This window comes from Acidithiobacillus sp. TH-A67 (assembly GCF_057473545.1).
On sequence record NZ_JBYCKU010000048.1, the window covers coordinates 1 to 9,613 of the forward strand.

A 9,613-nucleotide genomic window follows, 5' to 3' on the forward strand; every position below is an offset into this window, starting at 1 on the left:
GCAGCACCGCAAACCGCTTGAGCTCCCGCTCGCTCATCTCTATCCGCTCCTGCGTCATTCGTCCTTGCCTCTCTACTCTTCCAGGCGGACATTTCTAACGTGCCGAAAGCGGACATTACTAATTTGCTGCTACACTCGACGACCAACGTTTTGTCGGGGCGGTCGGTTTTCGGCAAACTCCTCAGACCTTTGATGCTGTTTCCCTCCAGGAAAATCCCAGCAGCAGCCTGGGTGTCTATGCCGCCTATATCTGGCGTATCAAAAACATCCTCAATGAAAATGTGCCGAGCAAGACCTTTCTGGGCGAGGTCCATTGGCAGCCGTCGCCCTTGTTTCATGCGCAAGCGTTTGGTTATTGGTATGGAAATCAAGCGAACAGCGCGATCCCTGGAGCTGCCGGCTGTTTTCTGACAGGCAATGCCCAGGTTTGCAACAGCCAGACCCTCGGCGTACGCCTGCAGGGCAGCATACCGATTTCTGCTTCCCTGCAGATCCCCTACGACGCCAGCTATGCCAAGCAGCTACCATATGACGGCGGCAGTCCCCTCGTCGATGCCCAGTATTACCACCTGGGCAGTGGGGTGCGCTGGTCCGGGCTTGGCGTACTCGCCGATTACATGGTGATGGGAAGCAATGACAAGGGCAGCTATGGATTCCAGACGCCACTCGCCACCAAACACGCCTTCAATGGCTGGGCGGAGGTCTTTCTTACTACCCCGCCGCAGGGTTTGCGCAGTCTCTATTTCACCGTGGAGGGCAAGCTTTTGGGCACGGCACTGCAGGCGACCTATTATGACTTCCGTAGCGCCTACCACAGCGAAGCCTATGGCCACGAGATCGATCTATCGGCCATTCATCGCTTCTCGCCGCACTGGACGGCCGGGGTGCAGTATGCCGATTACCGGAAAAACCAGTACGGAGTGAATACCGAAGGCGCCTGGGTATTCGTGACGGCAAGCTTCTAACGCACCATGATAGTGCATCGTGCACCATGGGATGCACTATCCGATAGCAGGATACTCCTGGAAAATTCATAACCTATTGTATTTTATGAGGTGAAGTTCTGGCATGTTAATTGCTGTGAATGAACTGAAGCAATCTCCCTGATTGTTGGTATGTGAAACGGCAAAGGCGTCGTCAGCATTTTCGGCTGACTGCGCCTTTTTTCTTTGGAGAAACGTCACGATGGGCAACAAGACACGAAAGGCACGCTTGGTGGTGATTGGCAACGGCATGGCCGGCATCCGCACCGTCGAAGAGTTGCTGAAGATGGCTCCTGACCTCTACGAGATCACGGTTTTCGGCGATGAGCCGCACCCCAACTACAACCGTATTCTTCTGACTCCGGTGCTGGCCGGCGAGATGCGCCTGGAGGAGACCATTCTCAATGATCATGACTGGTACCAGGAACACGGCATTACCCTGCGCACCGGCTGCCTGGTTACGCAGATCGATCGCGTGCGGCGTCAAGTCATCACCGCGCAGGGGGAGAAGGTACCGTATGATCGCGTCCTGATCGCTACCGGTGCGGCGGCAGCCCTGGCGCCGATCCCGGGCAATGATCTCCCCGGCGTCTATTCCTATCGCGACATGCGCGACGTAGAGGCGCTGACGCAGGTGAGTGCCGACGGTGGCGAGGCAGTCATCATCGGTGCCGGCCTGCTGGGTCTGGAGGTGGCGCATGGCCTGAATGCCCGCGGCATGCAAGTGACTGTCGTGCACCGGCGGGCCTGGCCGCTGGACAAGCAATTGGACGCCCGCGGCGGTGCACTCTTGCGGCAGGCAATAGAGGCCCGCGGTATCCGTTTTCTGATGGAGCGGGAAAGTGCCGCCGTTTTGGGCACGGACCGCGTGGAAGGCTTGCAATTTCAGGACGGGAGCCAGATTCCCGCACAAATTGTGGTGATGACCGTGGGCATCCGCCCGCGTATCGCCCTCGCCCAGGCCGCAGGCCTCGCCTGCGAGCAAGGGATATTGGTGAGCGACACTCTGCAAACCTACGACCCAAGGATCTATGCCGTGGGCGAATGTGTGCAGCATCGCGGCATGACCTATGGGCTGGTGGCGCCCCTCTTCGAACAGGCGAAGGTGGCCGCCAACCATCTGGCCGAATATGGGAGAATGCGCTACCAGGGGTCGGTTACCAGCACCAAATTGAAGGTAACCGGAATCGAGCTGTTTTCGGCCGGGGATTTTCTCGGTGGCGAGGGTACGGAAGAACTCACCCTGCTCGATGCCCACCAAGGAATCTATAAAAAAGTGGTCCTGCAGGGCGATACCATCACAGGGATCCTGCTCTATGGCGATACCAGCATTGGTCCCTGGCTCTTCGAATATCTGCGCGACAAAAACAACGTCGCGTCCCTGCGTGACCATCTTCTCTTTGGCGAAACCCATCTGGGCGATGCCGGACATGCCGGCGTCAATCAAGCCGCGCGCCTGGCGGACAGTGCCGAAATCTGCGGCTGTAACGGGGTCAGCAAGGGACAGATCGTGCGCGCCATTCGTGATGGACTCTTCACCCTGGAAGAGGTTCGCAAGTGTACCAAGGCCAGTGCCTCCTGTGGTTCCTGCACCGGTCTCGTCGAACAGCTCCTGGTCAGCACCCTGGGAGGAGTCTATGACAGCAGCGCGCGCAAGAAGGCCCTTTGTGGCTGCACCGATTACAGCCATCAGGAGGTGCGTGACGCCATTCGCAAAGAGAAGCTGCTGTCGGTGCGCGATGTCTTTCGCTATCTCGACTGGCGACATCCCGGCGGTTGTGCCACTTGCCGTCCCGCCGTCAACTATTATGTGCGCACCGCCTGGCCTGCTGAGAGCAAGGATGACCCATCGGCACGCTTCATCAACGAGCGCGCCCATGCCAACATCCAGAAGGACGGAACGTACTCCGTCGTTCCCCGCATCTACGGTGGGGTAACCACACCGGCAGAACTGAAGCGCATTGCCGAGGTCGCCGAGCGTCATGCCGTGCCCATGGTCAAATTCACCGGCGGACAACGCCTCGATCTGCTCGGAGTACGCAAGGAAAAATTGCCACTGATTTGGGCGGAACTGGATATGCCCTCCGGGTATGCCTACGGCAAGGCCTTGCGCACGGTAAAGTCCTGTGTGGGCAAGGAGTTTTGTCGCTTCGGGGTACAGGACAGCACCCAACTCGCCATCGATCTGGAAAAGAATCTGGAACGGATGTGGGCGCCGCACAAGGTCAAACTTGGCGCCTCCGGCTGCCCACGCAACTGCGCCGAAAGCACGATCAAGGACGTCGGGGTAATCGGCGTCGATTCTGGCTGGGAGATTTATGTGGGTGGCAATGGTGGCATGAAGGTACGGGCGGCCGACCTCCTGGCCAAGGTAAAGACCGAGGCCGAGGTCATCCAGATCAGCAAAGCCTTTCTGCAGATGTACCGCGAAGATGCGCAATATCTGGAACGCACGGCGCCCTGGGTGGAGAGGGTCGGCCTGGAGCAGATCAAGTCGCGGGTCATCGACGATCTGGCCCAACGAGTGGAACTGGCAGAGCGCCTGGATTTTGCGATTGCCCAGGAGAAGGACCCCTGGGCGGAAGCGGTTTCCGGCCGCCTGGACATTCACGCCGCGCCGCTGCGGCGGGTATCCGCCTGAGGAGGGCAGAATATGGAATGGTTTCCTTTGGGCAGGATAGACGAAGTGCCCCTGGGTGGGGGTCGCTATGTGGAGACGCCAGCAGGGCAGATTGCCGTGCTCTGTAACGAAGCAGGCGAGTTATTCGCAGTGCATAACCGCTGTCCCCATCGCGGTGGTCCTCTCTCGGAGGGCTTCGTGTCGGGCAAGACGGTATTCTGCCCGTTACACAACTGGCAGATCGACCTGGAGAGCGGCCAAGCTCTGCCTCCCGATCAAGGCTGCGTAAAGACCTTTCCTCTCAAAACGGAAGGCGAGGAAATCTGGCTGGGTCTGCCGGAGATGCAGTCGTGAACCCCCCAGCCCTACGCGAAAGCCGGTCCGTATGTCCGTACTGTGGCACAGGTTGCGGGGTTCTCATCGAACATGATGGCGAGCGGATCCTGGGCGTGCGCGGAGATCCTGAACATCCGGCCAATTTTGGCCAGCTCTGCAGCAAGGGTATGACGCTGGCGCAGACAGTGCACGGCTCCGGCCGTGCCACTGTCCCTTTGCAGCGGGTGGCCGAGGAAACGTGGCAGCAGGCCAGCTGGGAGCAGAGTATGCGCCAGATCGCCACCCGTTGGGCCGAGGTCTACCGGGATCGTGGACCCCAGGCCCTCGCCTTTTATGTCTCTGGCCAGTTGCCGACGGAAGACTATTACGTGGTCAACAAACTGGCCAAAGGTTTTCTCGGCACCAATCATATCGACACCAACTCCCGCCTATGTATGGCATCGGCGGTGACGGGCTATAAACGGAGCCTGGGTATGGATTCCGTGCCCTGCAGCTACGAAGATCTGGAACGGACCGACTGTCTGTTCATCGTGGGAGCGAATGTCGCGTATGCCCACCCGATCATTTTTCGTCGCATCGAAGCGGCCAAGGCCCAGCGTCCCGAGTTGCGCATCATCGTCGTCGACCCAAGGCGCACGGCAACGGCCAGCATTGCCGATCTGTTTCTCCCCATCCTGCCGGGTACTGATGTGGCTCTGTTCCACGGCATCTTGCACCTCTTGATCTGGAATGACAGGCTGGACACCGATTTCATTCAACAGCATACGGAGGGCTGGCAGGAACTCAAACGGCGGGTACAGGAATATACGCCGCAGCGCGTGGCCGAGCTCTGTCAGATTGCCGAAGCCGATCTGCAGCGGGCGACCGAGCTCTTCGCCACGTCGCCCGCGGTTCTCTCCTTGTGGTGCCAGGGTCTGAACCAGTCGGCCCACGGTACCGACAACAATGTTGCCCTGATCAACCTGCACCTTGCCACCGGACAGATCGGGCGTCCAGGCGCTGGCCCATTCAGTCTCACCGGTCAGCCCAATGCTATGGGCGGGCGCGAGACCGGGGGAATGCCGGCCCTGTTACCGGGGCATCGGGAGATTGCCAATGGCGAAGATCGCGCCGCCATTGCCGAGCTTTGGGGTGTCGAAACCCTGCACCCGGAGCCGGGATACACCGCCGTGCCCATGTTCCAGGCGCTGGAGCGGGGGGATCTGGCAGCCATCTGGATCACCTGCACCAATCCCGTGCTCTCCCTACCGGATCGCCAACAGGTGGAACGAGCCTTGCGCACTGCCGAACAGGTCGTTTTGCAAGAGAGCTACTTGGATGGCGAAACCATGCCCTTTGCCCATTGGCTCCTGCCAGCAGCGAGTTGGGGCGAGCGCGAGGCCCTGGTCACCAACTCCGAACGGCGTATTTCCCACCTGCAGGCGGCCGTTCCCCCGCCGGGTTCCGCCCGACCGGACTGGCAGATATTCTGCGACTTTGCCCACGCTCTGGCTTTGGCCCTGGACCGCCTGAGCGTACCCCTGCCGGATCGTAAAGACGACTCCTGGCAGCAGCGGGCCTTGCGCATGTTTTCCTTTCAAGATACGGCCAGCATCTTTGCCGAATACCGTCGCTGCACGATTGGACGGGATCTCGATATCGGCGGCCTGGAAATCGCCATTCTCGATAGGCAAGGTCCGCAACAGTGGCCTTTCCCTGCCTGCGCAAAGAGTGGCCAAGTGCGGCTCTATGCCAATGGCATCTTCCCCACCCCCAGCGGTCGGGCCCGTTTCCATGCCCCGGTGCATCTGGGAGTAGCCGAGGAAATCGACGCCCGTTACCCCCTACGCCTGACGACCGGGCGCCTGCGCGATCAGTGGCACAGCATGGCGCGTACCGGCAGGGCAGCGAGCCTCTTCGCCAGCGCCGAAGAGGCATTGCTCGCCATCCACCCGCAGGATGCGCGGCAATACGGGCTGCAGGAAGGGCAATTAGTGCACGTCGAAAGCCGCCGTGGCGCGGCGTTGTACCGCCTGCAGTACGATGACAGTCTGCAGCGTGGTCTGCTTTTTGTGCCCATGCATTTTGGCTCACGGTATTCCCCGGCGGCCCTGTGCAACAGCGTGACCCTGGCGGCCATCGACCCGTACTCCGGCGAACCGGAATTCAAGCATACGGCGGTGCGCATCAGTGCCGCCGAACTCCCCTGGGAGGCGGCAGCACTGGTAGAAGACGACACGAGAGACCTATCCGCGATCCTACGCCAACTGGCCCAGGGCTTTCCCTATGCCAGCATCACGCCCCTGGTATCCAAACACGGTGCAGCAGTCCTTTTGCGGGTGGCTGCGGAGCAGGCACCGGAGTCGGAACTGGCCCAGCGTTGGGACACAGCACTCGCTTTGTCCGGCGCGGATACCCTGCTCTACGAAGACCCTCGCCAAGGCGTGAGCAAGCGCTTGCGTATCCGCGGCGGACGCTTGACCGGCTTGCGCCTGTGGGGCGGTTTACAAACCCTGGATTGGTTGCGTCAGCTCCTCCTGGAGAGGACGGCCATCGACGCCTTCCGTCTGGCTTTGTTGGCGCCTCGGGTACCAGACAATCTGGGGGCGTGGGAGCGTTCGCGGGGCATTTGTGCCTGCAAGGGCGTCGACGAAAAGACTATTCGGCAAGCCATTGCCAATGGTGCCGATACCCTGGAGGGCGTCATGCAGTGTTGTGGCGCAGGGACGGAATGCGGTTCCTGCAAGCCAGAGATTCAACAGTTACTTCAGAGTCGTTTGGCGGAGGCCTCATGAGTACGTGGAAGCAATATCTCAGTCGCGTCGCCCGTGGCCGTGAACATGCCGAAGACTTGCGGCGGGAAGAGGCCGAGGAGCTCATGGGCGCTTGGCTGCATGGCGAATTGCCAGAGCTGTATGCGGGAGCCTTCTGGGTGGCCTATCGCATCAAGAGCGAGAGCCTTGACGAACTGCTGGGCTTTCACGATGCCGTTCGCGCCCGCATGAGCACCATTTCCCGACCCGGTCGCCTGCGCCCCGTCGTGTTCGCCAGCTACAATGGCACGCGACGGTGCGCCAATCTCCTGCCCCTCCTGGCGCTCACCCTCACCCGTTGCGGTGTCCCGGTCCTGATCCATGGCGCCGATCTCGATGACCTGCCTGGATCGGCATCCGCAGACCATTCGCCGCAAGGGCGAGTCCACACAGGGCAGATCTTGGAGCACTTGGGTCTGGCGGCAGCGGCAAACCTCGCGCAAGCGGAGACCCTACTTCAGTTGCAAGGGTTGGTCTATCTGCCGCTTTCGGCCTGGCAGCCAGGATTGGCGCGCATCTTCGCCTTGCGCGAAAACCTGGGAATCCGTTCCAGTGTGCACACGTTGCTCAAAGGTTTGCATCCTTTTGCGCCGCAAGAGGCGATCGTCTGTGCGGCCGTCACCCACCCCCCGTATCTACAGCGTTTGCAGGAATTTTTCCTGGCTACGGAGATTCCCGCCCTCTGTTTTCGCGCAACGGAGGGGGAGCCCTTCGCCAATCCTCAGCGTCGTCCCGATCTCTTTCTCTGTCATCAAGGGGAGAGCCGGTTGTTGCTGGCCAAAGACCATGCCTCCCTCGCGCAACTACCGGAGCTGCCAGATAATCTCGCGGCAAGTACCAGCGAATTCATTTCCGCCGTGCTCGACGGCCGGCGGGCTTTACCCCTCGCCATTGCCGAACAGACTGCGGCGCTGCTGCTACTGAGCGGTCGTTGTGCGGACCTGGCCACCGCGCGTGCCTTGCTGCGGCAGTCCTTCACCCGTATCGCGGCCTAAAGGAAAACTCTCATGACGATCTCTTCCTCCCTCCATCCGGTTTCTCTGGTAGGCGCCGGTCCCGGCGATCCTGATCTTCTGACTCTTCGTGCGCTGCGCCGTCTGGAGAGGGCAGAAGTGATCTTTTATGACGCGCTCGCCAATCCTGCCATCCTGTCTTTGGCTCCACCCCGTTGCCGGCGGGTGGACGTCGGCAAGCGGGGCGGGCAAGTTTCCACCGAGCAAATGCGCATCCAGGAGCAGATGATCCGTGCCGCGCGCCAGGGGCTACGGGTGCTGCGGCTAAAAGGTGGGGATCCATTTCTCTTTGGGCGCGGTAGTGAGGAATGCCTCGCTCTGCGCGCCGCCGGCATCGAGTACGAAATCATTCCCGGAATTACCAGTGCCATGGGTGCCGCCGCCTATGCCGGCATTCCCCTCACCCACCGGCAGATGAGCCGGTCGGTGCTGTTCTGCACTGGGCAACAGGCGCGCAATTCCGAGGCCATCGACTGGGCACGCTATGCCGGGGCTGCCGACACCCTGGTCATCTACATGGGGATCGCGCAGATCGCCCAGATCTGTGCCGGTCTACTGGCCGGCGGGATGCCAGCGCTGACCCCGGCGATAGCCATCCAATGGGCGACCCTGGAACAGCGCCAACTGCGCAGCACGGTGCAGGAGTTGCCCGCGGCAATCGCCCGTGCGGGCATTGGCAGTCCGGCGATACTCATCATTGGCGCAGTGGTGGAGTTGGGGGATATACTGGCTTGGCTGCCGACACCCTCGCCAGCCGTCCCTGTTCTTCCCATCCAATGCCTATGACCCATCCGGTGCAACTACTCCTCGCCCATGGCTCGCGCGACCCCGAATGGCGCCAGCCCTTCGAATGGATTGCCGCCGACTTGCAAGCCGCCCATTCCCAGCGCCGCATCGTTCTTTGCTACCTGGAACTATGGTCGCCGAGCTTGCCAGAAGCCATCCAAGCGGAATTCGCCCGGGGTAGCCGCAATTTCCAGATTACCCCCCTGTTCTGGAGTCGTGGACGCCACCTGCGTGACGATGTACCACGAATCCTGCAGGAGCTGGCGACGGACCTGCCCGATTGTAAGATCACTCTCGACCCGCCCGTCGGGGAGTCCGAAATCGTGCGCTCGGCGGTGTTGCGTCTCCTGGCCTGACCGCCCCTATGTACCGAATCGTTCTCATCGATGACGATGACGCGCGCGTGACCATTCTGCGCGATGCACTGATCGCAGAAGGCCACAGTGTCCCTGCCGTCCTTTCGTGGCAGACCTTGTCCTGGCAGCGCGTAGAGGAATGCCAAGCAGAAGTCATCATCGCTGATGCCAGCTCCCCCGCACGCGACGTCCTCGAACACATCGTTTTCCTGAGTGAAACCCTGGAGCTTCCGGTGGTGGTGCTGGGCGCCCCGGAGGATGAAGACACCATGCGTCGCGCCATTCGCGCCGGGGTTGCTGCCTATGTGGCGCACGGAATCGCTGCGCGCGACATAGCCCCCATCCTCAAAGTTGCGGCATTACGCTATGCGGAATACCGCCAACTGCGCCAAGAATTGAGCAGCACTCGTACCGCTTTGAATGAACGCAAGATCATCGAACAGGCCAAGGGCATCGTCATGCGGGACCTGCAGATCACGGAGGCTGAGGCCTACCAGCGAATGCGTCGTCTGGCAATGAACCAGGGGAAAAAATTGATTGAAATCGCGCTGCAGATTATCGAAATCCGGAACCTTTGAGGGGAGCCTGTTATCCGGGGCCAAAATTGCCGATAGTCATCTGCTATCGTTAACATAAATGTGAAAGAAATCGGTAGAGCGGGCAGTAGGAGCCCTAACCCTCGGGTGGCCATATTCAAGTCTTGGTGACGTTTTACGCTGACTGATGC

9 protein-coding genes are annotated in these 9,613 nt (G+C 60.6%); 8 read left to right on the top strand and 1 reads right to left on the bottom strand.

Annotation, left to right across the window (positions count from 1 at the left end; translation table 11 throughout):
* Positions 1–314: hypothetical protein (locus AC2VNM_RS07680; protein WP_486913076.1), on the bottom strand; the 314-nt coding region annotated here is incomplete at its 3' end.
* 15 nt (positions 315–329) lie between these two features.
* Between AC2VNM_RS07680 and AC2VNM_RS07685 the strand changes: the two genes are divergently transcribed.
* The 8 genes from AC2VNM_RS07685 to AC2VNM_RS07720 all read left to right on the top strand — a co-directional run bounded on the left by AC2VNM_RS07685 (position 330) and on the right by AC2VNM_RS07720 (position 9,464).
* Positions 330–965 carry a hypothetical protein gene (locus tag AC2VNM_RS07685; RefSeq protein WP_486913077.1) on the top strand — a complete coding sequence of 212 codons (636 nt, stop codon included), beginning with the start codon at positions 330–332 and terminating at the stop codon, positions 963–965.
* A 220-nt stretch (positions 966–1,185) separates the two neighbouring features.
* Entirely contained in the window at positions 1,186–3,624 is a 2,439-nt protein-coding gene (nirB, locus tag AC2VNM_RS07690) for a nitrite reductase large subunit NirB (protein WP_483167015.1), read from the top strand.
* Between the two features lie 12 nt (positions 3,625–3,636).
* Complete coding sequence (gene nirD / locus AC2VNM_RS07695) at positions 3,637–3,957, top strand: nitrite reductase small subunit NirD (protein ID WP_483167014.1); 321 nt, start codon at positions 3,637–3,639, stop codon at positions 3,955–3,957.
* Entirely contained in the window at positions 3,954–6,713 is a 2,760-nt protein-coding gene (locus AC2VNM_RS07700; protein WP_483167013.1) for a nitrate reductase, read from the top strand. Before nirD ends, AC2VNM_RS07700 begins: the two co-directional genes overlap by 4 nt.
* Positions 6,710–7,726 carry a DNA-binding protein YbiB gene (gene ybiB, locus AC2VNM_RS07705; RefSeq protein WP_483167012.1) on the top strand — a complete coding sequence of 339 codons (1,017 nt, stop codon included), beginning with the start codon at positions 6,710–6,712 and terminating at the stop codon, positions 7,724–7,726. Before AC2VNM_RS07700 ends, ybiB begins: the two co-directional genes overlap by 4 nt.
* A 12-nt stretch (positions 7,727–7,738) precedes the next feature.
* Positions 7,739–8,530, top strand: coding sequence for a uroporphyrinogen-III C-methyltransferase (gene cobA, locus AC2VNM_RS07710; RefSeq protein WP_483167011.1), 792 nt, complete (start codon positions 7,739–7,741; stop codon positions 8,528–8,530).
* A complete protein-coding gene (locus tag AC2VNM_RS07715; RefSeq protein WP_215872454.1) occupies positions 8,527–8,886 on the top strand; it encodes a sirohydrochlorin chelatase in 360 nt (119 codons plus the stop codon). Before cobA ends, AC2VNM_RS07715 begins: the two co-directional genes overlap by 4 nt.
* 8 nt (positions 8,887–8,894) lie before the next feature.
* Entirely contained in the window at positions 8,895–9,464 is a 570-nt protein-coding gene (locus tag AC2VNM_RS07720) for an ANTAR domain-containing response regulator (RefSeq protein WP_483167010.1), read from the top strand.
* The last annotated feature ends 149 nt before the right edge of the window (positions 9,465–9,613 follow it).

Coding starts and splice junctions, on each gene's coding strand:
- ybiB (WP_483167012.1), top strand. CDS start 6,710: ATGAGTACGTGGAAGCAATATCTCAGTCGCGTCGCCCGTGGCCGTGAA.
- nirB (WP_483167015.1), top strand. CDS start 1,186: ATGGGCAACAAGACACGAAAGGCACGCTTGGTGGTGATTGGCAACGGC.
- cobA (WP_483167011.1), top strand. CDS start 7,739: ATGACGATCTCTTCCTCCCTCCATCCGGTTTCTCTGGTAGGCGCCGGT.
- AC2VNM_RS07720 (WP_483167010.1), top strand. CDS start 8,895: ATGTACCGAATCGTTCTCATCGATGACGATGACGCGCGCGTGACCATT.
- nirD (WP_483167014.1), top strand. CDS start 3,637: ATGGAATGGTTTCCTTTGGGCAGGATAGACGAAGTGCCCCTGGGTGGG.
- AC2VNM_RS07715 (WP_215872454.1), top strand. CDS start 8,527: ATGACCCATCCGGTGCAACTACTCCTCGCCCATGGCTCGCGCGACCCC.